The sequence below is a fragment of the Nocardia sp. NPDC050408 genome (assembly GCF_044458905.1).
Lineage (GTDB): Bacteria > Actinomycetota > Actinomycetes > Mycobacteriales > Mycobacteriaceae > Nocardia.
The window spans coordinates 70,820-93,021 of sequence record NZ_JBITIL010000012.1 but is presented as its reverse complement, the minus strand read 5'-3'; the positions used below and the strand labels follow the sequence as shown (position 1 = coordinate 93,021).

The following is a 22,202-nucleotide window of genomic DNA, read 5'->3' as shown; positions in this document are numbered from 1 at the left end:
CTGCTCAGACAGATGAACCGACGGTGCCGCGCCGACTGCGCAAATTCAACGCCGCGTCCGCACACGCCGTAGGCTGACCGGGGTGAACTCCAGTGAATCTCCGGTATCGCCCGAGCCGGAACTGCCGACATTGCGGGAACCAGTGCTGGTCGCCGCCTTCGAAGGCTGGAACGACGCGGGTGATGCGGCAAGTGGTGCCGTCGAGCATCTGGAACTGATCTGGGATGCCGAGCCGCTGGCCGAACTCGACTCCGAGGACTATTACGACTACCAGGTCAATCGGCCAACGGTACGTCAGGTCGACGGTGTGACCAGGGAAATCCAATGGCCCTCCACCATGCTCTCGGTCTGCTCGCCGCCCGGCAGCGATCGCGATGTGGTGCTGCTGCGCGGTATCGAACCCAATATGCGCTGGCGCAGCTTCTGCGCGGATCTGCTCGAGTTCATCGAACAACTCGGCGTGCAGACCGTGGTGATTCTCGGCGCACTGCTCGCCGATACCCCGCACACCCGCCCGGTGCCGGTCACCGGATCGGCCTATAGCAAGGAAGCCGCCGAGCGGTTCAGCCTGGAGCAGACCCGCTACGAGGGGCCGACCGGCATTACCGGGGTGCTGCAGGATCAGTGTGTCAAGGCGGGCGTACCCGCAGTCTCGTTCTGGGCGGCCGTTCCGCATTACGTCTCCCAGCCGCCGAATCCGAAGGCGACCATCGCACTGCTGCACCGCGTCGAGGATGTGCTCGATATCGAGGTGCCGCTCGGCGAGCTGCCCAAACAGGCCGAGGACTGGGAGACCGCCGTCAACGAGATGACCGTCGGCGACGACGAGATCAGCGAGTATGTGCGCTCGCTCGAGGAACGCGGCGACGCGGCGGTCGATCTCAACGACGCGATGGCCAAGATCGATGGCGACGCAATCGCGGCCGAATTCGAAAAGTACCTGCGCAGGCGGGGTCCGGGCAGCTTCGGGTTGTAATCGGTTCGCGCTGTTGCGGTTCGGGTTCGGACAATTCACCGAAAGTTCGCCACGGGGCCGCACGCAGTTATGGAAAGCCTTGCCATCTAGACTTCCCGAGTGACTATTCACCGGATCGTCGCGCACCTTCGCAACTTCGACGACCGGATCGCCGTCCTCTGCTCTCGATCTCCATCGGCGGCCGTCACAGCAGCGGAATCGGTGCCGGATGGTTTGGAGCGGGTCACCTATGCGCAGCTGGCGGCACGTGTCGAGGAGTACGCGCGGCAGCTCGGCGCGAACCGGCGTCTCGTCGCGCTCGCCGCGCGCAACGATATCGACTCGCTCGTCGCGTATCTCGGCGCGCTGAGCGCGGGCTGCGTCGTCCTGCTCACCGCGGAGATCACCAGCGAATTGCTGGGTACCTACGATCCCGATGTCGTGATCGATGCGGGCCCGCCCGAGATTCGGCGGGCCGGCTCCGCACATCGCCTGCATCCGGAGTTGGCGCTGCTGTTGAGTACTTCGGGTTCGACCGGTTCGCCGAAGCTGGTGCGATTGTCCGCGGCCAATCTACTGTCGAACGCGGATGCGATCGCCGACTATCTGGCCATCGACGCCGATAGTCGCGCCGCGACGACGCTGCCGATGTTCTATTGCTACGGACTGTCGGTCGTGCACAGTCATCTGCTGCGCGGCGCGAGTCTGCTACTCACCGATCGGTCGGTCCTCGACGACGAATTCTGGGTCCAGTTCCGTCGCTACGGTGCAACGTCTTTCGCGGCCGTGCCGTACACGATCGATCTTCTCGAACGCATCGGCTTCGCCGAGATGACACTGCCGAGCCTGCGCTACATCACCCAGGCGGGCGGTCGCCTCGCGCCCGAGCGGGTCCGTGACTACGCCGAGCTGGGCAAGCGGGCGGGCTGGGACTTCGTCGTCATGTACGGCCAGACCGAGGCCACCGCGCGAATGGCCTATCTGCCACCGGAATTGGCCGCCGACCATCCGGACTGCATCGGCAGGCCGATACCGGGCGGTCGATTCACCCTGGAACCGGTGCCGGATACCGACGACGAGGAGCTGGTCTATCACGGGCCCAATGTGATGCTCGGCTATGCCGACGGCCCATGCGATCTCGCCCGTGGCCGCACGGTCGAATCGCTGCGAACAGGCGATCTGGCCCGACGCACGCCCGAGGGTCTGTACCAAGTGGTCGGCAGGCGCAGCCGGTTCGCCAAGATCTTCGGCCTGCGCATCGATCTGCAACGGCTCGAATCCGGTTTGGCGGCGGCCGATTTCACAGCCTGCTGTACCGAAAATGGCGACCAGTTGGTTGTCGCCGCCGAAACTCCGGCACAAGCACTCGCCGCGACCGCCGCCGAACTGTCCGGTCTGCCCGCCGCAGCCATTCGCGCGTGCGCGGTCGACGAAATACCGCGCCTGCCCAATGGCAAGCCCGACTATCCGGCGATCCGCCGACTCGCCGCACCCGAATCCGAACTGCCGCCACGGGATATCCGCGCCCTCTATGCCATTGCCCTCGGCATCGATCCCGCCCGGATTCGGCCCGACAGCACCTTTGTCGATCTCGGCGGCAATTCGCTCACCTACATCACCACATCGACCCGGCTCGAGCGCGCGCTCGGTCGACTGCCCGCGAACTGGCCCGACCTGACCGTCGCCGAACTCGAGCGAGTTCCGGACGGCCACAGGGTATTCGGTCGCACGGTGGACACGCCCACCTTATTGCGCGCCGCCGGGATCGTGCTGATCGCGGGTTCGCATATCGGCATGTTCGTGCTCTGGGGGGCGGCGCATATCCTGCTCGGTGTCGCTGGATTCAACTTCGCCCGCTTCGCGGTCACCATGACCCCGCGCGCCGAACGACTGCGGCACGCGCTGCACACGGTGGCACTCATCGCGATCCCGACCGCCGCCTGGGTGGCGCTAACGCTGCTGTTCACCGACTATTACAGCTGGCAGAACGTGTTGCTGCTCAACAAGTTTCTCGGACCGCGCGACAGCGACACTGCGGGGCACCTGTGGTTCATCGAGGTGCTCGTGCTGTTCATGGTCGTGTCCGCGCTTTTGGTGCGGGTGCCGTTCATCGATGCCGTGCAGCGGCGCGAGCCGTTCTGGTTCGCCATGGGCCTGGTCGGTATCACCATCGTGTTCCGGGTCTGGTCATTCGGGCTCTACCCGGCCAAGGATGTGCCGTTCTCGCCACTGGCCTGCTGGTTCTTCGCCCTCGGCTGGGCGGCCGCGAAGGCTACGGCGATCTGGCAGCGGCTGCTGGTCAGCGCGGTGCTGCTGATCTCTGTCCCCGGCTACTTCGGCGTTCCCGATCGGGAGCGGCTGGTGATGTCCGGGCTGCTGCTGTTGATCTGGCTGCCCGCGGTCCGCGTACCCGCCCTCGTGGCCGGGGTCGCCGCGCTGCTGGCCGACAGCTCGCTATTCGTGTATCTGCTGCACTGGCAGGTCTATCCGCCGTTCGGGCAACACCATGTCGCGGCGCTGCTCGCATCCCTGGCGGCCGGTGCGGTCGCGACCTGGGTGGTGGCGAACCTGCGGCGCAGATCAGTCCTGGTGCACAGCTTCTTCGCCAAGGGCCTCGTCTCGAAGCGCACAGCTCTCGATGGTCCACACCTGCGCCGCCGCGTCCTGAGCCAGCTTCGCGATCAGAATGTCACGCGGAATCGTCTGGCCGGCAAAGTGATCGAGTGACGGCACCACCACATGATGCGCGTCCGCCCGCTTGAGCTCCTGGGTCAGCTCGGCGAATGCCGTGCCGTCACCGGAAGTCGATTCATGGAATGTTGCGGCGAAGCAGAGCCCTTCCTCGCGGGCGAGGCTGCTCATCGCATCCTCGAGCTCTGCACCTTGGCCATCGGCCAGATCGTCACGCAAGTATCCATAGATCAACGCTTCCACCCGAACCTCCGTTGGATTGGGGATATCGCTGTTCTCTAATGTGGATCACCCCCGTCGCCGAGGGGTACTGCGCACTTGGAAGGCAGATGTTCTTACATCCGGAGCGTGGCAAATCTTCCGCGCCCATATCCATCATGTAGGACGCAAAACTGCGAGTGCAGCTGTCAACCCAGTGACATCTGTATGCCCTATCCGGGCCACTGAGCGTTAACTGATGAGATACTACAGACGTGGCCGCTGGAGACGATCGACCCGTCTGGGCTGTCCGAATGCGCTCCGAACGCGATGCACGGGGGTGGTCACAAGCAGACGCCGTCCGTGTGATGCGCGCGAAGTCTTCGCACAACCTGCCGACGGACAGTACCCTGCTGCGTAACTGGCGACGCTGGGAGTCGGGTGAGTCGCGTCCGGACGACTTCTACGCCCCTATCATCGCGGCCGCGTTCGATACAGTGACGGCCGCATTCTTCCCGAAAAATCGCCCGAACCGCGACGATGAGCTGCTCTCGGCAACCGGGATGGATACTCTCGAATTCATTGGCAGGCTACGGATGTCCGATGTCTCCACGGCCACACTCGATGCCATCCGGATCACCGCGGAGCGGCTGTGCTGCGAATATCCGTTCGCCGATCCGCACGATCTGCATTCCGAGGGCACATCCTGGTTGCGCCGCATCACCTCGCTGCTGGATGGCCGACTGACGCTGGCGCAGCATCGGGAGATTCTCGTACTGGCCGGTTGGGTTGCGCTGCTGGTCGGTTGCGTGGACTACGACCTCGGTCGGCGCACCACCGCGGAAGCCACTCGCCGCGCGGCCTATTCGCTCGGCCAGGAAGCCGAGAATGCCGAGATCACCGGCTGGAGTGCGGAAATGGCGGCCTGGTTCGCGCTGACCCAGGGCAACTATCGGGGTGCGATCGAGGCGGTCGATCCAGCGATGGCAACCAGCGGCGAACTCGGCGTGGGTGTCCAGTTGTGCGCACAACGAGCGAAGGCCTGGGCCCGCCTTGGCGATCGGCGCGAGGTGGAAGCGTCGCTGAGTCAGGGGCGAGCTATCCTCGAGCGACTCGACCATCCGACCAATCTCGACAACCATTTCGTGGTCGATCCGCAGAAATTCGACTTCTACGCCATGGACTGCTGCCGGGTCGCGGGTGAGGATGCGCTCGCGGAATCGTATGCGCGCGAGGTCATCCGCCATTCGACCCGCGCTGACGGCACGATACGCAATCCGATGCGGGTGTCGGAGGCACATCTCACCCTCGCGGTGGTCGCGGTGCGCAACCGCGACCTGGAACTCGCACTGGACGAGGGCATGCGGGCCTTCGCGGGCAAGCGCCGGTCGCTGCCGTCGCTGATGTGGATCGCGGGCGAAGCCGCGCGCGAAATCATCGAGCGCTATCCGGGCGATCCCCGCACTCGGGTGTATCTGGATCAGTTGCGGACCTTGTCCTGCGAGTGATCATTTCGGCGTACGTTTGACTCATCGCCAGCGGTAAGGGGTGGGCGATGAATCGGGTTCGCGTCATTGTGCGTCGCGATGCGGACGGATCGCTACGCACCACAGTGTTCGAGGCGGGTGCGCCCATCGGTGAACGGGTAGCGCCACTGCCAGAACTGGTGGCGTGCGCGTGGGATGCGGTGGGTGGCCAGCCGGAGACCGTGCGTCGAGCGGTCGTTCAGATCGGTACCGCCCTGCGTGACGCACTGTTCGAATCGCGCACGATCTGGCAGCTGACGCGGCTCGTCGAGGGCTCCGATATCGAGGTGGTCTTCGATGTCGACGACGATACGATGCTGCTCCCCTACGAGATGCTGGTGCTCGCCGACAATATGCCCCTGGCCATGCGGCCGACAGTAGCCATCTCCCGCAGGCGTTCGGGTACCGGGCAGCCCACCTCCGTGCTGGCACCGGGACCGTTGAAGATCCTCGCTGCGGTCGCCGCGCCGACCGAGACCCGCACGGCCAATGTGGCATTGGATGTCGAAGCGGAGATGCAGGCGATCCTCGACGCCGTCTCACAGGTGCCGACCGCGGGTGGCGGTGGCGTGCGCATTCTGGAAGTCGCTTCACTGCAGCAGATCACCGCGGCGCTGCGGGCCGAGGAGTTCCATGTGCTGCACCTGAGTGCGCACGGGTCGGCGACGAATCTGGAGTTGGAGAATGAGGACGGCGCTGCCGATGTGGTCGCGGCCGCGGATCTCATTGCCGCGCTGCGTGCTTCGCAGCGGGCGCTGCCCTTGGTGGTGTTGTCGAGTTGCGGCGGCGTCGACGGTGGGCCTGCCGGATTGGCGCGCACGCTGATCAGCGGTGGTGTCGAGCGGGTGCTGGTCATGCAGACGCGGGTTTCGGACCGGTATGCCACGCTGTTGGCGAAATCGTTCTACGCCATGCTATCCGCGCATCCGTCTGGGTCGGTCGCCTTCGCTTTGGGGCAGGCGCGCTGCGCCCTCGAGCAACAGCGACTCGCCGATGGCGCAACGGTTGCACCCGAATGGTTCGTGCCGACGCTGCTGACCGGCGTCGCGGATCGGCCACTGTGGCATCCGACGGCGCCGCCGCGACCGCTCGGGCGCCGGACGCAAGCACCGAGCGGTGCGACGGTGCGTGAGTTGCCGGTCGGATATCTGATCGGCCGTCGCGGGCCGGTGCGCGATATCGTCCGGATGCTCGACTCGTCGGGTGGGCGACCTGGTGTGGTGATCACCGGGATGGGTGGACTCGGGAAGACGGCGGTGGCCGGTCGCGTGGCGGCGCGCATGCGCGAGCGCGGCTGGCATATCGCCGAGCATGTGGGGCAATGGAATCCGTCCGCGCTGTGTGGCGCGGTCCGCGCGGCGATCGAGGGCGACCCGGCATTGCGCACGGTGTCCGATGCGCTCGCTCGCGATAGCGGGGAGCAGGCATTGAAGCATGTCCATCGGTTGTTGGCGGGGAGCCGAGTGTTATTGCTGTTCGATGATTTCGAGCAGAATCTGACCCGGCCCGGCGGTGCGGAATTCCTGGATCCCGGTTTCGCCGAACAGTTTTCGCAGTTGTGTCGGATAGCCGAGACGGGGCGATTGCTGGTCACCTGTCGCTATCCGGTTCCCGGTGGCCTCGGGGAGGTCGGCCTGACTCCACTGAGCCCCGCCGAGTTGAAGCGAATGTTCTTGCGGCTGCCACAGATCAGCGGTTTACGGGCGCAGGAGCAGCGGCTGGTCGCACGGACGATCGGTGGGCACCCTCGCCTCATCGAATTCGTCGACGCGCTATTGCGTGGTGGTGACGGAACATTGCGTCCGGTCGGCGAACGGCTGCGCCGGTTGGCAGGTGAACACGCAGTCGATCTCGACCAGGACCGCACACTGACCGAAAGCCTCGACACCGCAGTGGTACTCGGCACCCGCGACATCCTCGTCGATGCACTGCTCGATCTGCTCAATGCTTCCGAACGCGAACTGCTGCTGCAGATTTCGCTTTCACGGACGCCGCTGCGCGATCTGGACATCTCCCATGCCCGCTTCGGTGCCGACGCGACACGAGATCAGTGCCGCGAAGTGATGGCGGCCATCGATACGTTGCTCAGGCTGACGCTGTTGACCACCGACGACGACCGATATCTCGTGCACCCGTGGGTCACCCAGGCCCTCGATACCCACCAGGGCCCCGATCGAATTTGCCGTCACAACCGAGCCCATGCGATGCGAATAGCCCGAATCTCGGCCGGTTTCCGGGATTTCGACGACTACAGCGAGGCATGCGGACATCTACTCGCTGCTGGTCGGTACGCGGAACTTACCCAACTCGCCATCCCGTTCTGCCGCGAGCTGGACCAATTGCAAGTCGCCGCCCTGCTCGGCGAGATCATGCCGACCCTGCCGACCGACACTCCCGGCTATCTCGAACTCGGTGAGCGCGAGGTACGCGCACTGCGCCGTACCGGAAACCTCCGTGCCGCGACCGATCGCCAGTGCGCGTTGGTCGAGGTGCTGCGGGCCCGGGTCCAAACGGCCTCGGGCAGCGCCGATGCCCGACGCGCACTCGTCATCGGCCTGGACACCCTCGGTGAACTCGCCATGCTGGCCGGAGATCTCGGCACGGCGCGCGAGCACTACAGCCGATCCCTGCGCACCGCACGTTATCTCACGAATACCGACCCGAACAACGTCGATATGCGACAGGTCCTCAGCCGCGCACTGGAGAGTCTGGGCGATATCGCAGTTCGCACCGGCGATCTCACTGCTGCTCTCGCCCACCACACCGAGGCGCTGGCCATCCGACGCTCCCTTGCCGACAACGACCGCACCCGCGACGACCTGCGCCGCGACCTAGCCAATGCCTGCACCCGACTCGGCGACCTGGCAGTACTGACCGCCGATCTCGACGGCGCACAGTACCTCTACACCGAATCGCTCACCCTGCACGGCGGTCTCATCGAATCCGGCCCCGATGCCGCCGAATCCCGGCGCGGCCTGGCCATCGCGCATGGCAAACTCGGCGATCTCGCTATGCGCACGGGGCACGGCAAGACCGCGAGCAGGCATTATTTCGAAAAGCTGCGCATCAGTACCGAACTCTCGCTGGCCGATCCGGGCGATACCGAAATCACCCGCGATGTCGCCATTGCGATGCAGCAGATCGGCGACACCTCGTTGCTCTACGAAACTCCCGAGGAAGCGTTCACGTTCTTCACCGAATCCCTCGCTATCCACCGCGAACTCGCCGAGAAGGATCCCGGCAATGCCGAATATCGACGCGATCTCGCCATCGCGCTCAACCGATCCGGCGATGTGGCACTGCGACTCGGCGAACTCACCACGGCCTCGACCCACTACACCCAATCCCTGGCCATCCACCGCGGATTCGCCGACGCCGACCCGGGCAATGCTCGAAATCAGCGCGACCTCAGCATTTCCCATGACAAACTCGGCGACTTGGCCATCCACACCGGCGATTATCCGGCCGCCGACCACCACTACACCCAATCCCTCACCCTCGCGAAACAACTCGCGGCCGCCGATCCGACCAACACCGAAAAGCAGCGCGATCTGAGCATCTCCCATCACCAGCTCGCCAGGGTCGCCGCCGCGACCGGTGCCTTCCCTCTCGCCTTCCGCCACAACACCGAGGCACTCACCATCGCCCGCCGCTTGGCCACCGCCGATCCGGAGAATCTGCAACTGCACCGCGATGTCGGTCTGATTCTCTGGGCGATCGGGGATGCCGCCGAACGCGAGCGGGACTACGGCTCCGCCGTCGAGGTCTACCGTGCGGCCCTCGCGATCGCCCAAGACCTCCTCGAAACCGATCCGACCAGCCCCCGCGCCCTGCGCGATATGGAGTTCGCGTTGACCACCCTGGGTCGCGTGCTCGACATCGTCGACCCGCACCCGCTCGGGTCCACGCGCTTCGACGCTCTGCTCGAACAGGGCAAGACATTGCTGCGGCGCCTGCTCCCGCCAGCGTAATTCCGCAGGTAGCGACCATCTCTGTACCACTATGCGCGGTATCCGCTGTAAAGTCTGCTGTATGACGGTGCGCCTGAATATCTCGATGGACGACGATCTCGCGGCCCGTCTCCGTGCGGCATCGGAGGACAAGTTGAGCGACTACATCTCCAAGGCCGTACGCAGGCAGTTGCTCGAGGACGAACTCAGGGCCTTGCCGGACAGCACCGGGACCGAATGGGCTAAGGACGCCGAGCAGACCGCCGAACAAGTATTGTTCGGCCGTGCCAGCTGAACCCACGCACCAAGGCCAGATTTGGAATCTCGTCAGCCGGATCTCCGGACGCCGCGCGACGGTGGTGATCGTGGATTCCGATGTGGTGATTCGGCAGCGGCCGATGTTGGTCGCCGCGCCGGTGCGGGAGGGTCGCGAGGTGCCATCGCGCCATCAATTGCTCACCGTCGCAATGCCGGAGAGTTCGCGGGTGATCGCGCTGTACGACATCGCCATCGTGCCGAAGGACAGTCTCACCGAGCAGGTCGGTGAGCTCACCCCGGAGGTGCTCGAACAGGTCAAGATCGGGCTGCGGGCTCGGTTCGATCTGTGAGTCCTCGGGTGGCGAACAGGGGCAAACCGGACGCGGCCACGCCGAATGGGGGTCGGTCTCGACACCCGCGACCGACCCGCTACTACCCTGTTCCCGGTGACCGACTCCGATGACGGCCTGCCGTATGCCGCGCCCGCGCTATGGGATGAGCGGTTGCGGCTGTTCTCCTTCGCCACGGCCGAGAAGCGAGCGGAGTATCTGTGGGTGCTGCGGGCGTTCGACAGTGCGCGGGCGGCATATGTGGTGTTGCTGCACGCCGATGATGTCGCGACTTGGATCGAACGCAGTGCGCCCGATGCGCCGCAGCTGACCGGCCCGGAAATCGGTCCGCTGTTGGATCAGCTGCATCAGTGGGGTGTGGTCGAGCGCAGCTATGACGGCACGCGCGCCGCGACGCTCGCGGAGTATCGGAATCGGCACTACGTCTATCAACTCACACAGGCCGGATTCAAGGCATATCGCGCGGTCGCGGGGGTGCTCGAGGCGCGAATGGACGAGGCGGCGCTCTCGCGTCTGGTCCTGCCCGAACTGCTCGCGGATCTCAATACCCTCGCCGCGGCGAATAAGGCCGGTGATGCCGAGCGCGTCTACCGGACGCTGCGCCGTCTGGATGCCGCACTCTCGGATATGGCGACGCGGGCCGCGCACTTCTACCTCTCGCTCGGCGATATGGTCCGCACCACCGAGATCACTCCGGAATCGTTCCTGGCGCACAAGGACGCGCTGCTCGCGCATATGCGCGAATTCAGTATGGATCTGGCTCGCTTCGCGCCGCGCCTGGCCGCCGCGACCGGCGAGATCGAGGAGACCGGCGTCGAGGAACTCATCGAGCGGGCGGCGCGCTGTGACGAGCGGGTGCTGCTGAGTCCGGCCGAGCGGCAGGCGGATTGGCGGGCGCGCTGGCAGGGACTGCGAACCTGGTTCGTCGCGACCGCCTCCGATACTCCCGGTGAATCATCCGGTACTGAGGCGGATCGGCTGCGAGAGGCGACCATGAGCGCCATTGCCGCCGTGCTGTCACTGCTGCGGCGGGTCACCGATTCACGCAAGGGCGGGGTCAGTCGCGAATCGGCGCTGCGGCATCTCGCGGGCTGGTTCACCGCCGCACCGACCACCGATAGCGCGCATGCGCTCTTCGACGCCGTCTTCGGTCTCGGCAGGCCGCGCCATATTTCGCTGGAACATCCGGATGCGGATCTGATTCCCGCGATCCGCTCCTGGTGGGAGGCACCGCCACTGGAAATATCGCGCACCCTCGCCGAAACGGGCAGACCGGCGCAAGCCGGTGCCCCTGCCCGAATTCAACGCAATGACGCCGGAATTCGCCGACTCCGCGAAGCGCAACTCGACGCCCAGCGCGCCCGCGCTCAGGCCGCCAAATCCCTGGCCGCCGCCTCGGTGCACGAGCGCGTCTTGGACGAACGGGAGACCGAGGTGCTGCTGCGCCTGATCGACGCCGCGTCCACGGCATGGGTTCCGGTGAGCGGCCGCACCGACGGCACCACCGGCTCGGATAGCGGCGTCACCCTCACCGTCTCCGAACATCCGGGTTCGACGGTGGTCCGCACCGCGCGTGGCCTGCTGCATTTGAACAACCGCCGCCTCGAGGTGAAGCAGTCGACCCGCGGGCAGCGCGCATGATCAACGCCCGCCGCATCGACTCGCTCGCATTGGACAACTATCAGCGCGCGGCCCGGGTGATCCTGGCCAACCACCTGGTCACCCGGACATATCCGGACCGGATCGCACTGCCGCTGATCCGCCGCTGGGCCACCGAACTCCGCGAGGATCTGGCCGAATTGTTCGGCTACCGGCTCGAGGTCACCGAAACGACCGCCCGGGTCTTCCCGGTCATCGATCGGCTCGATTCCGGCAAACCGGCCCGCTCCGTCACCGACCGTGTCTTCGATCGCCGCCGCTACGCCTACCTGGCGTTGGCACTGGCGGCGCTCGGCCGCGCGGGCGATCAGATCACGTTGTCGGAGTTGGCCGATCAGGTCGCCGCCTATACCGGCCGGGTCGACGGGCTCGAACTATCACCCGACCGCGCCGCCGATCGCGATGCCTTCGTCGATGCTGTCGGCTGGCTCGCACATCGGGGTGCCCTCACCCTCGCCGATGGCGATGCGGGTGGCTGGGCCGCCGATCCGGAGGCGGGTGAAGCGCTGTACGACATCGACCGACCGGTTGTATTCGCGCTTTTTCGACCGCCGCGCGCGCTGCAGCATTTGCACAGTGTCCGTGGTCTGTTGACCGAGGACGCACTGGGCCCGGCCGCGAACGCGCAAGCCGCCGATGCGGCTCGGCGGGTGCGGCGCAGTCTCATTGAGCGTCCGGTGGTGTACGCCGAGGATCTGGACCATGACGAGCGTCCGCTGTTGCTGCAGGATCGGGTCGTCGCGGATGTCGAATTGTTCACCGGCTTGCGGGCAGAACGCCGGGCCGAGGGCGTCGCATTGATCGATGTCTCCGGACGTCTCTCCGATGTCCGTTTCCCAGGCACCGGCACATTGGCGCAGGTGGCGCTGCTGCTGGTCGGTGAGATCGCCGATCGCGTACTCGATATCGACAATCCGGTGCCGGTGCGTCCCGGCGCACCCGATCCAGCGGTCGCGCTGGCCGAGCAGCTCGACGGTGCCATCCCCGAGTCCACCGTATTCGTTCCGCTCGCCGACCTCCCGTCGACCGACCCCGAAGTCGGGGAAGAGGTCTCGGATCCGGACACGGAGGCGATGGCCTACGTGCGCGCGACGTACCCATTCGTCGAAGCGAGCTGGGTCGGCGAGACCGTGCAAGCGCTGACCGACCGCTACGGTGTCACCTTCGCGGCACAGTGGCAGGCCGATGTTCCCGGGCTGACCAGGGAGGTGACCGCCCTGCTGGAGCGGCTGCGGCTGGTCCAGGTGGTAGCGGACGGCCTGATCATTCTGCCCGCACTGGCTCGCTACCGCGGCGCGGTCGTCACCGTCCGCACCAAACGGGCCGCCGAATTGTTCGTCACCGCCTCCGACACGCACGGGGCCGATAGCGCTGGTAGGGAAGGGATTTAGACCATGTCGCTCATCCATGGCGGAGTGCGGTTCGTCCCGACGCGCGCTGGCATCATCAACCTGTGGGACTACCGCGACCAGGAATACTGCTTCGCCGACGGCAGGCTGGTGCTGCGCGGGCCCAACGGTTCCGGTAAGACCAAGGCGCTAGAGGTGCTGTTCCCATTCGTACTCGACGGCCGGATCGAACCGCGCAGGCTCAATCCGTTCGCGGGTGAAGAGCGCACGATGAAGTCGAACCTGTTGTACCGCAAGCAGGAATCCGCGTATTCGTATGTGTGGATGGAGTTCGCGCGCGGTAAATGGGACGATCCCGAAGTCGTCACCATCGGCATCGGTATGCGTGCCACCCGCTCATCGGACAAGGTGACGCGCTGGTATTTCGTCGCCGACGGTCGTGCGGGCGTGGACTTTTCACTCATCGGCCCGGATGATCGGCCGCTGACCCGCAAGCAGTTGGCCGAACAGATCGGCACCGACGCCATCGTCGATCGACCGGTCGAGTATCGCAATGCGATCGACGCACGCATGTTCGGCCTGGGCACCCAGCGCTACGACCAGCTGATCAATCTCATTCTCACGCTGCGCCGCCCCCAGCTCGCGAAAAACCTTGATCCGCGCGGACTTTCGCAGGCACTCACCGATGGTCTGCGCCCACTCGACGAACAGCTGATCCTGGACGCGGCGCGTTCGTTCAGCGATATGGAGGAGGTCGGGCGCACCCTGGAGGGTCTGGTCCACGCCGATACCGCCACCAGGTCTTTCGTCGATGTGTACCGGAAATATCTTGCGGTACAAGCGAAGACCGATGTCGATCAGGTCCGCACTCGTCTCGATGCGGTGACCCACGCCAGCACCGCCCTCTTCGCCGCCACCGCACTGCGCGAACGTCGCGAGGCCGAACGCACCGCTGCCGAGGCGCGCGCCGACGATGCCGATCGCGCCTACGAACAAGCGCTTTCCGACCGGGAAACCCTGCAGCGCTCCAGCGCCTACGAGGGCAAACAGCAACTCGACGACCTCGCCGACGCCGTCCGCCGCCTGGAGACCTCGGCGGGTGTGCACAAAGACAAGGCGCTCAAGGCCAGGCAAACCCTCGATCAGCGCGGACAGGAAGCCGAACGCGCCACGGCGGCGGTACAGAATGCGGCCGCCGCACTGTCCCGTGGCGAGGACGAATTGCGTGCCGCCGCCGAAGAGGCGGGAATTACCTGGGCCGGATTGGCCGATCAGGCCCGTGGCGATCAACTGACCGCCGCGGTTCGTGGCCATGCCGAGGAGCGCGACGCCGACGTGCGCGCAGTCCGCAAGGCGCTCGGTCTGATGGATTCCGCCACAGCCGAACGCAATCGTGCCGAACAGCTCGCCGAACGGGCCAGGTCGCTGCGCGAATCGGCCGCAGCCGAGGTCTCGGCCGCCGAGACGGCCGTAGTGCTCGCGCGTACCGAGGCCAGTGGTGCACTGCGCACCTGGTGGGACGCGCATCGTGAGGTGTACTCCCCCATACAGAAAGGCCTGTTCGAGGCGCTCGATGCCGCATTGGCCACCGCGGGATCCGATGAGGCCGCCGGTGGCGCCGAGGTCTTGGCCGAGCGTGCCGAACCGCTGCTCGAGGACATCCGCACCCGTCGTCAGGAAGCGCGCGCCACCGCCGCGCTGGCCGGTGACCGCCTCGCCGAACTCCATGCCGAACGCGATGAGGTCGCGGCCCAACGTGACGAGGCCCCACCGGTTTCCGCCGCTCGGGCGCGCAGCGCGCAGGGTCGTCCGGGTGCGCCACTGTGGCGACTGGTCGGCTTCGCCGATTCCGTGACACCGTCGCAAGCCGCGGGCATCGAGGCCGCCCTGCACGCCGCCGACCTGCTCGACAGTTGGGTGTGCGCGGAATCCGAACGACCGGAATACACTTCCGACCAGTTCCTCGTTCCATTGCCCACCGCCGCGCGGCCGTCCGGTCGTACGTTAGCCGATGTCCTTGTCGTGGAGGATGATTCGGTCGATCTCACGGTGCCGAAGCAGGTCGTCGCGGATGTGCTGGCCTCCATTGCCCTGTACGACAAGGACTCCGACCTCGGCACCGAAGTCGGTGTGAGCACCACCGGCGGATTCCGCCAAGGCGTTCAGGTCGGCCGCCACCACAAACCCGATGCCGAATTCATCGGAGCGACCGCCCGCGCCAAGCGCCGGGAAATCCGGCTCGCCGAGTTGGCCGCGGCAATCGAGGCCGCCGAGGAGACACAGCGGCGGGCTCGGGCCGGCGAGTCCGCGGCGAACGCCGAACTCGCGCGAATCTCTGCCGCCGCCAAGGCAATACCGCGCCCCTCGGCAGTCACCGCCGCCCTGCGCTCGGTTTCCGAAGCCGCGGGCATGATGCGCTCGCGCTGCGAGACGGTCGCCCAGGCCGAACGCGACCTCGACCAAGCGGTGGCCGAGGCGTCGGCCGTCGAGAAGAAGCTGCGCTCGGTCGCCCAGGCGCATCGCACTCCGCGCGACGCCCGCGAGATCGACGCCCTCGCCGCCGCGATCCGTCATTTCGAGAACACCGGAACCGGGCTACTGCGTCTGCGCGCCGACCACGAACGCGAACGCGAACGCGAACGCGAGAGTTCGGACCGCTTCGACGAGGCCCGCGATCTGGCCGAGGCCTTCGCCGAAGAGGCCGAGGTCGCGAATGCGGGCTACCAAGAGCAGCTGCGCAAACTCGAAACCCTGCGCGAGGCACTCGGTGCGGGAGCCGCCGATATCGATCGTGAACTCGAACAGGCGCGCGCGAAGATCGAGGTGACCAGGGCCGAGCAGAAGGCCGCTCGCAAGGCCGCCAATGCGGCGATCGAGGCGGTCGGTGATGCGGAGGCGGCCTACCGCACCGCGCACGAATCGCTCGGTACCGCGCTCACCGAAGTCCTGGCCGATGTGAAAGCCCTCGCGCCCTACGCCCAACCGGATCTGCTCACCCTGCTCGGCGCACCCGCCGACAGCCGCTGGCCGAGCAGCGATGCCGCCTGGTCGACCCCCGAGCAACTGCTCTACCGCATTTCGGCGGCCGGGCCGGAGGTCGAACCCCAGGTGCTGCCGGACGAGGTGGCCGAACTCTTCGACAACCTCACCGCCGCAACGTCTTCCGTGCGGGCGGGCGAAGCGGCCCGCAAATCCACCCGCAGTGCGGTGACCTCCGCACTGCAGGAATTCGATGCCGCACTGGCCGCTTCCGGCCGCGACTACCGGCTGCAATGGGATGCCGCGGACGGCCTGACCGTCGTCCAGGTACAAGACGACAACGGACTGTCCGCCCTGGCCGATTTCGCCACCCGGATCGACGCCGCCCGTCGCGATCAGGAATTGCTGCTCACCGACGCCGAACGCCGGATCCTCGAGGACGCGCTGCTCACCGGCCTGGCACAGCAGATCTACGAACGAACCAGCGATGCCCGCGATCTGATCGCCCGAATGGGTGCGGAGATGAAGCAGCGCCGCATGTCCTCGGGCAATACCATCGGCGTGCACTGGGTGCTGTCCGATTCGCTCTCGGATGCGGCCAGGGCCATGTGCAAGCTGTTGGATCGCGACGCCTCCTCCCTCGTCGCCGATGATCTGGCGGCCATCCGCGCCCACTTCGCCGCCGAGATCCGGGCCGCCCGCGCCGCACATCCGGAACGTTCCTACCCCGAAATCCTGGGCTCGACACTGGATTACCGGACCTGGCGGGTGTTCTCCTTCACCCTCATCTCCGCCGACGGCAGCGAGGACAAGCTGACCGTGGCCAGGCACAGTGCGCTCTCCGGTGGTGAGCAGTCCGTCTCGCTGCATCTGCCGCTGTTCGCGGCCGCGCACGTCATGCTCGACTCGGCCGATCCGCAAGCCCCGCGACTGCTCGCGCTGGACGAGGCGTTCGCCGGTGTCGACGACAACGGCCGCAGCGAATTGCTCGGCCTGAGCGTGCAATTCGACCTGGATCTGTTCATGACCGGCTACGACCTGTGGATCACCTATCCGCACGTCCCCGGCTGCGCACATTACGATCTCGCGCATTCGGCTGCCGAGAACACCGTCAGCGCGACGCTGCTGGTGTGGGACAGCGGCGATCTGCTGGCCGAACACGATGGAACCGATCTCACCGCCGCGCTCGGCTCCCCCAACCGCCGCCGCGTCGCGAACTCGATCGAAGGCGGGCTGGCACTGGACAACATGCCGGGCACCCCGGCCCCGGTCAGCTGATTTTGAATGGATAGCAGTGTCTTCGAACTCCATCCCGCCCCACCGCAAGGTCGCCATCGCCACCCTGGTCGGCACCACCCTCGAGTGGTACGACTTCATGCTCTACGGCACGGCATCCGCGTTGATCTTCAGTAAACAGTTCTTTCCGACGCTGAGCCCCGCCGCCGGAACGCTGGCGGCATTCAGCACTTTCGCGGTCGGTTTCGGGGCGCGACCGGTCGGCGGGCTGCTCTTCGGCCACTTCGGTGATCGGATCGGTCGCAAGAACACCCTCGTGGTGTCGCTTTTTCTGATGGGTGTGAGCACCATGCTCATCGGGGTGACCCCGAGCTACGCGAGCATCGGATTCTGGGCTCCCGCAGTGCTCATCGCGCTGCGACTGCTGCAGGGCGTCGGACTCGGCGGTGAAGGCGCGGGGGCGGTGGTGCTGTCGATGGAGCATGCGCCATCGGGACGGCTCAACCGGTATGCCAGCTACCCGCAAATGGGCACACCGGCCGGGCTGGTCCTGGCCAATGCCATCTTCCTCGGCACCAGTGCGCTGCTGCCGGATTCGGCGTTCCTGAGCTGGGGTTGGCGAATTCCGTTCCTGCTCAGCGCGATTCTCGTCATTGTCGGGCTGTGGGTGCGGCTCGGGATCACCGAATCCGCGCACTATGCCGAACTCGTCCAACGCGGCGAAGTCGCGTCGTTTCCGCTTCGCGACGCCCTTCGGGTGGGACCTGTACGGCTGCTGTTGATTCTGTTCGCCGCCGTGGCGACCTCGGCGGTCGTCTATATCTTCATGGTGTTCACGTTGACCTATGGCACCAAGGCGCTCGGGTTCAGCCGAGACTTCCTGCTGCTCGGCGTTATCGTTTCGGCCGTTTTCTGGTGTGCCGCAATGCCCTTCTGGGGCTCGATCGCCGACCGCTACGGCACGCGTCGGGTATTCCTCGCTGGCACCGCCGCGCTGACGCTGTGGTGTGCGGTGTACTTCCCGCTGCTGAATACCGGCAACAAGGCCGTCGTCTTCCTCGCACTGCTCGGTATGGGCGTGACGCTGCCCATCGCCCACAGCGTCGGCGGCATCATCATCGCCGAACTCTTCCCACCATCGGTCCGTTACTCCGGCACCTCGCTGATCGTGCAGATCTCGGTCATCCTCGGCGGCGGCCTCGCCCCGCTCATCGCGACCGCACTGTGGACCGCGGGCTCGACCTCCGCGGCGGTCACCTGCTACATCGTCGCCATCTGCGCGTTGAGCACGATCAGCACGGCGGTGCTTATCCGGGCGCTACCGGACCGGACAGCCGAGGCACCCGTACCGGTCGGCTGAGCGACTACAGCCCGAAGGATCCGCTCAACCACGGCGGGAGCGGGATCGACGGCAGCGCCGGGAGGACAGGCGGAATCGGCGCGGACGGAGCCGGGGCGGTACCGCCCTCGCTCGCATCCGCGCGCAGCGCCGGACACGCTCGGCCCGGGGCGGTGGCGAGTTCGAAATGCCACCATTCGTTCTGATAGATCCGGCACAGGCCCCAGCGATTCCCATTCGCCTCCAGCCACTGTGCCCCGGCCTGCGGCCCCACGTCGATAGCCCGACCCTGTACATGCGTCGATTCGTTGGGCGGCAGCACCCACCGTCGCGCCTCCTCGGGACTGCCGTAGGTCCGCACCCCGTCGTCCCACAGCGCCTGCTGCTCGGCGGGTGTGCGGTAGCCGGAGTTGATGTACAGCGCGACCCCTTCGGCATGCGCCTGATTCTCGGCCAGCGTGTACGCGCCGGCGAGCCCCGGCTCCAACCCCTCGGTCCCGCTGGCATTGGCCACCTGTACCACTGGCGCGGCCGTGGCGGCGGGCATGGACAGCCCGGCAGCGACGATCACCGGGAACAGCGTGGCGGATACGCCCAGCAGGGTCCGGGCACGAAGCGTGGGCGACATGTCAGCGATAGTAACGGCACCCCGGCCGCGGATCCCGCATCTACCTCCCCTTCGGCCCACATCCCGCCGCCGCTCACCCCTAGCAACATACCGGCGAACGGGAGGACACCTCCCTGTCCGAACGGACGTCATTCACATAGCTTTCCACATATCCACAGCACAATAAATCACCAATGTCCGAAACATCCTGTGCCACGCCCGATTTGTCGCAGCGGAAATCCCCCTGTCCACAATCTATTCCAGTGTTGTGGATCACGATCAACAATCGCCAGCAACTCCCGAGAAACCCGGAAACTACCGCACCTTCACGAGTTTCATGACCTCGCCGGAATCCCCACCGTCGACGAATTCGAGCCACACGCGGTCCCCGCTATGCAGTGGCGCATCGGACTCGATCACCGCATCGCGCACCACGAACTCCTCGCACGACTCGGTCGTCACAATCCCGAAGCCGCCGTCCTGATCGGCAACCCAGCGCCCGACGATCGCCCACATACGGCGCAACACTATTGCACCGCAAGCCTTTCCGCTGCCGCACGGCACACCGACGCAGAACGGGTGGCTCACCGCACGCAATGCATGTGCGATAGCCACCCGCTATTTATGGTGTCGATCGGCTATGGGTCAGGGGCGCACGGACTCCGAACCGCGGATCGCTTCGGCCGCTTCACGATTGCGGTCGATGCGTTCGATGATCTCCGGACCGTGCGCCCGGGCGTAGGCGATGGCGATCTTGATCTTGCGGGAGTGCAGATCGGATTGCTGGCTCAGGACAGCGATACGGCGTTCCACCGGACCGTCCAGTTCTTGTAGGCGCGCAACGACTTCCCACACCTCCGGACCGGCGGCCAATGCCGCACGGCGGTCGGAGATGGGTCCGCGGAACACGATTCCGGGATGGTCGAGCTGATCGAAACCCTCCCGGATCAGGCGGTTGAGTAGTTCGGTGGAACTGGTTCCCTCACGAGCGGCGCGTTCGACCAACCGACGGCTGGCGGATTCCGAGATACGAAACGACGTACTCATTGCCCTCCTCGACCTCCATCGACACCGGTGCAGCGATGTACCCCCGTTTAAGAGTGCCTCGCGTCGGCGGATTGTTACCCCGGCGAACGGGGTGACATTCCGGTGTCCGGACACATGCCCTGATGGCTGCCGTTTCGAGCGATCCGCAAGCAGTCGCTGCCAGCCGAACGCCAGGTCAGAGCACCGTTCAGACGCGTTCCTTCGAACGGGTACGCACTCGCAACGCAATCGGCTTCTGCGTTTCCGCGAAGAAGTCGTTGCCCTTGTCGTCCACGACGATGAATGCCGGAAAATCTTCGACCTCGATCTTCCAGACCGCCTCCATGCCCAGCTCCGGATACTCCAGAACCTCGACGGATTTGATGCAGTCCAGTGCCAGTCGCGCCGCGGGCCCGCCGATGGAACCGAGGTAGAAACCACCGTGTTCCTTGCACGCCTTGGTCACCTGTGCGGAGCGATTGCCCTTGGCCAGCATGACGAACGAACCGCCCGCAGCCTGGAACTGATCGACATAGGAGTCCATCCGGCCCGCGGTGGTCGGACCGAAGGAACCAGAGGCGTAGCCCTCGGGTGTCTTCGCCGGACCCGCGTAGTACACGGCCATCTCGCGCAGGTATTCCGGCATCGGCTCGCCCGCGTCGAGGCGCTCCTTGATCTTGGCGTGCGCGATATCGCGGGCAACCACCAGCGGACCGGTCAGCGAAAGCCGGGTCTTCACCGGGTATTTCGACAGTTCGGCGCGAATCTCGGACATCGGCCGGTTCAGGTCGACCTCGACCACATCGCCACCGAGGATGGAATCGGTCTGCTCGGGCAGGTAGTGCGCGGGCTCGCGCTCGAGCTGCTCCAAGAACACACCCTCCGGCGTGATCTTGGCCAGCGCCTGCCGGTCGGCCGAGCAGGACACCGCGATCGCGACCGGGCAGCTGGCGCCATGCCGGGGCAGGCGCACCACGCGCACGTCGTGGCAGAAGTACTTACCGCCGAACTGCGCACCGATACCGAAGGACTGGGTGAGCTTGAAGACCTCTTCCTCGAGCTCCACATCGCGGAAGGCATGCGCCGCGAGCGAACCCTCGGTGGGCAGGGTGTCCAGGTAGTGCGCAGAAGCGTATTTGGCCGTCTTCAACGCGAATTCCGCACTGGTGCCGCCGATTACGACCGCGAGGTGGTAGGGCGGGCAGGCGGCGGTACCGAGCGAACGGATCTTCTCGTCCAGGAACTCCAGCATGCGCGTGGGATTCAGCACGGCCTTGGTCTCCTGGTACAGGAACGACTTGTTCGCCGAACCGCCCCCCTTGGCCATGAACAGGAACTTGTAGGACGGATGCGCGGTATCGCCCGGCGTGGAGTACAACTCGATCTGCGCGGGCAGATTGGTGCCGGTGTTCTTCTCCTCCCACATGGTGATGGGCGCGAGCTGCGAGTAGCGCAGATTCAACTTGGTGTAGGCGTCGAATACGCCGCGGCTGATCCATTCGGCATCGTCAGCACCGGTGAGCACACCCTCGGACTTCTTGCCCATCACGATGGCGGTGCCGGTGTCCTGACACATCGGCAGGATGCCGCCCGCGGAAATGTTGACGTTCTTGAGCAGGTCGAGCGCGACGAAGCGGTCATTACCGCTGGCCTCGGGATCATCGATGATCCGGCGCAGCTGCGAAAGATGCGCGGGCCGCAGGTAGTGGCTGATGTCGTGCATCGCCTCGGCGGTGAGCAGGCGCAATGCCTCGGGTTCGACCTGCAGGAAGGTGCGGCCGTTGTGTTCGAAGGTGCTGACGCCCTCGGTGGTGATCAACCGGAACGGGGTGTCGTCGGCGCCGATCGGCAGCAGATCTGAATAGCGGAAATCCGGCGCGGTCACGGACGCACTCCTTATTCGGTCTCAGGGCTGACGCACCGCCGGGGCCTTGGGAAGGTCTTCGGCAGGCTGGTCACGAGCACAAGGAGCGTATCCAGTAATAAGAGGCCGACCATTGCTTAGGCAACCCTCACTCGTGCATCCCACCAAAAGGTTGCACGTTCAACCCCACGAGTGCTACCTCTCAGATCTGGCAG

The 22,202-nt window shown here is 65.8% G+C and carries 14 protein-coding genes; 10 read left to right on the top strand and 4 right to left on the bottom strand.

The window, feature by feature from the left end; translation table 11 throughout:
• The first annotated feature begins 73 nt into the window (after positions 1 to 73).
• From ACIBJI_RS28800 to ACIBJI_RS28755, 10 genes are all read left to right on the top strand, one after another.
• Positions 74 to 976 carry a PAC2 family protein gene (locus ACIBJI_RS28800; RefSeq protein WP_387293241.1) on the top strand — a complete coding sequence of 301 codons (903 nt, stop codon included), beginning with the start codon at positions 74 to 76 and terminating at the stop codon, positions 974 to 976.
• A gap of 105 nt (positions 977 to 1,081) precedes the next feature.
• Positions 1,082 to 3,682 carry an AMP-binding protein gene (locus tag ACIBJI_RS28795; RefSeq protein ID WP_397086755.1) on the top strand — a complete coding sequence of 867 codons (2,601 nt, stop codon included), beginning with the start codon at positions 1,082 to 1,084 and terminating at the stop codon, positions 3,680 to 3,682.
• A gap of 530 nt (positions 3,683 to 4,212) precedes the next feature.
• Positions 4,213 to 5,352: an XRE family transcriptional regulator gene (locus ACIBJI_RS28790; RefSeq protein WP_364347669.1), complete on the top strand. Its 1,140-nt coding sequence runs from the start codon at positions 4,213 to 4,215 to the stop codon at positions 5,350 to 5,352.
• A 47-nt stretch (positions 5,353 to 5,399) separates the two neighbouring features.
• Positions 5,400 to 9,341, top strand: coding sequence for a CHAT domain-containing protein (locus ACIBJI_RS28785; protein WP_397086697.1), 3,942 nt, complete (start codon positions 5,400 to 5,402; stop codon positions 9,339 to 9,341).
• 61 nt (positions 9,342 to 9,402) lie between these two features.
• A complete protein-coding gene (locus tag ACIBJI_RS28780; protein WP_364347675.1) occupies positions 9,403 to 9,615 on the top strand; it encodes a hypothetical protein in 213 nt (70 codons plus the stop codon).
• Positions 9,605 to 9,928 (top strand): type II toxin-antitoxin system PemK/MazF family toxin, encoded by a 324-nt coding sequence (locus ACIBJI_RS28775; protein ID WP_364347678.1) that lies wholly within the window; start codon positions 9,605 to 9,607, stop codon positions 9,926 to 9,928. The genes ACIBJI_RS28780 and ACIBJI_RS28775 overlap by 11 nt, the downstream gene beginning before the upstream one ends.
• Positions 9,929 to 10,081: 153 nt before the next feature.
• Positions 10,082 to 11,569, top strand: coding sequence for a TIGR02677 family protein (locus ACIBJI_RS28770; protein ID WP_364347897.1), 1,488 nt, complete (start codon positions 10,082 to 10,084; stop codon positions 11,567 to 11,569).
• Positions 11,569 to 12,978, top strand: a complete 1,410-nt coding sequence (locus tag ACIBJI_RS28765; RefSeq protein WP_364347900.1) for a TIGR02678 family protein — start codon at positions 11,569 to 11,571, stop codon at positions 12,976 to 12,978. Before ACIBJI_RS28770 ends, ACIBJI_RS28765 begins: the two co-directional genes overlap by 1 nt.
• Positions 12,979 to 12,981: 3 nt before the next feature.
• Positions 12,982 to 17,193, top strand: a complete 4,212-nt coding sequence (locus ACIBJI_RS28760; protein WP_397086695.1) for a TIGR02680 family protein — start codon at positions 12,982 to 12,984, stop codon at positions 17,191 to 17,193.
• Positions 17,194 to 17,209: 16 nt separating this feature from the next.
• Positions 17,210 to 18,511: an MFS transporter gene (locus tag ACIBJI_RS28755; protein ID WP_397086693.1), complete on the top strand. Its 1,302-nt coding sequence runs from the start codon at positions 17,210 to 17,212 to the stop codon at positions 18,509 to 18,511.
• A gap of 4 nt (positions 18,512 to 18,515) precedes the next feature.
• Here the strand turns inward: ACIBJI_RS28755 and ACIBJI_RS28750 are convergent, their stop codons facing one another.
• The 4 genes from ACIBJI_RS28750 to ACIBJI_RS28735 all read right to left on the bottom strand — a co-directional run bounded on the left by ACIBJI_RS28750 (position 18,516) and on the right by ACIBJI_RS28735 (position 22,008).
• Positions 18,516 to 19,118, bottom strand: coding sequence for a D-alanyl-D-alanine carboxypeptidase family protein (locus ACIBJI_RS28750; RefSeq protein WP_396955518.1), 603 nt, complete (start codon positions 19,116 to 19,118; stop codon positions 18,516 to 18,518).
• A gap of 294 nt (positions 19,119 to 19,412) precedes the next feature.
• Positions 19,413 to 19,712, bottom strand: coding sequence for a hypothetical protein (locus ACIBJI_RS28745; protein ID WP_364347687.1), 300 nt, complete (start codon positions 19,710 to 19,712; stop codon positions 19,413 to 19,415).
• Positions 19,713 to 19,742: 30 nt separating this feature from the next.
• The gene (locus tag ACIBJI_RS28740; RefSeq protein ID WP_364347690.1) at positions 19,743 to 20,144 is read right to left on the bottom strand and encodes a hypothetical protein; all 402 of its coding nucleotides are present in this window, start codon (positions 20,142 to 20,144) and stop codon (positions 19,743 to 19,745) included.
• Between the two features lie 187 nt (positions 20,145 to 20,331).
• On the bottom strand, positions 20,332 to 22,008 hold the full coding sequence (locus tag ACIBJI_RS28735) for a fumarate hydratase (RefSeq protein WP_397086690.1): 1,677 nt from the start codon (positions 22,006 to 22,008) through the stop codon (positions 20,332 to 20,334).
• Positions 22,009 to 22,202 lie beyond the last annotated feature (194 nt).

Coding starts and splice junctions, on each gene's coding strand:
- ACIBJI_RS28790 (WP_364347669.1), top strand. CDS start 4,213: ATGCGCGCGAAGTCTTCGCACAACCTGCCGACGGACAGTACCCTGCTG.
- ACIBJI_RS28785 (WP_397086697.1), top strand. CDS start 5,400: ATGAATCGGGTTCGCGTCATTGTGCGTCGCGATGCGGACGGATCGCTA.
- ACIBJI_RS28780 (WP_364347675.1), top strand. CDS start 9,403: ATGACGGTGCGCCTGAATATCTCGATGGACGACGATCTCGCGGCCCGT.
- ACIBJI_RS28760 (WP_397086695.1), top strand. CDS start 12,982: ATGTCGCTCATCCATGGCGGAGTGCGGTTCGTCCCGACGCGCGCTGGC.
- ACIBJI_RS28750 (WP_396955518.1), bottom strand. CDS start 19,118: ATGTCGCCCACGCTTCGTGCCCGGACCCTGCTGGGCGTATCCGCCACG.
- ACIBJI_RS28740 (WP_364347690.1), bottom strand. CDS start 20,144: ATGAGTACGTCGTTTCGTATCTCGGAATCCGCCAGCCGTCGGTTGGTC.